This is a genomic window from Erwinia sp. MYb416 (assembly GCF_037479575.1).
Taxonomy (GTDB): Bacteria; Pseudomonadota; Gammaproteobacteria; order Enterobacterales; family Enterobacteriaceae; genus Erwinia; species Erwinia rhapontici.
The window spans coordinates 1-829 of sequence record NZ_JBBGYT010000063.1 but is presented as its reverse complement, the minus strand read 5'-3'; the positions used below and the strand labels follow the sequence as shown (position 1 = coordinate 829).

Genomic DNA, 829 nt, shown 5'->3' with positions numbered 1-829 from the left:
TCACGATTACGATTTTACAGGACTGCCAGCCGCCACGTCGGCTGGGTTTAAAAGGACGACATAATGCTCAGGATGATTTGCCTGTGGCTGGCGCTGATAAGCCCGATATCCGCCAGCCAGATTCCCCTTTCTCTCGCTTTTGACGCTGCCCCTGTCGGGCAGGTATTACAGGCGCTGGCCGATTATCAGCAGCTCAACCTGGTGGTGGCGCCCGGAATAGAAGGCACGCTGTCTCTTCGGCTGAAAGACGTGCCCTGGCAGCAGGCTTTACAGTTGGTGTTAAAAATGGGGCGCCTGACAATGTAAAAACCGGCCAACGTGATGCTTATTTATCCGGAGAGCTGGCAGCAAGAGGAGGAGCTAAACACGGCCGCACGCCGTGAAGCTCAGGAACAGACGCTCCCCCTGCATAATCGTACGCTCACTCTCCAGCATGCCGATGCCGCAGCGGTCAACGGCAGCCTGCAAAATGAGCGCGCCCGATTAATGACCGCGCGTGGCAGCATTACGCTGGATAGTCGAACCAACAGTCTGCTATTACGTGATACTGAAAGCGCCCTCGATCAGGTAGAACGCTGGGTGCGCCAGTTAGATGTGCCGTTGGCACAGATTGAACTGGCAGCACACATCGTCACCATCAGTGAAGAGAATCTGCGCGAGTTAGGGGTTAACTGGGGGCTAAGTGGATCTGAACAGGTGGCACAGGCGTTGCGAAGCAGCCAGCTTAGAGTGGATCTTGGCGTCAGTCACCCGGCGGGCATGGTGGGTTTTACGCTGGCAAAACTGGATGGTCAGTTGCTGGATCTTGAGTTGAGCGCGCTGGAAAGAG

The 829-nt window shown here is 56.0% G+C and carries 2 protein-coding genes; both read left to right on the top strand.

Annotation, left to right across the window (positions count from 1 at the left end):
• Positions 1 to 63: 63 nt before the first annotated feature.
• Positions 64 to 306: a hypothetical protein gene (locus tag WH277_RS00555; protein WP_339503756.1), complete on the top strand. Its 243-nt coding sequence runs from the start codon at positions 64 to 66 to the stop codon at positions 304 to 306.
• A 15-nt stretch (positions 307 to 321) separates the two neighbouring features.
• A partial coding sequence (locus tag WH277_RS00550; RefSeq protein WP_339503754.1) for a secretin N-terminal domain-containing protein occupies positions 322 to 829 on the top strand: 508 nt, incomplete at its 3' end.

What these genes read in the sequence shown, in the direction of transcription:
- WH277_RS00555 (WP_339503756.1), top strand. Translation starts at nt 64, where the DNA reads ATGCTCAGGATGATTTGCCTGTGGCTGGCGCTGATAAGCCCGATATCC.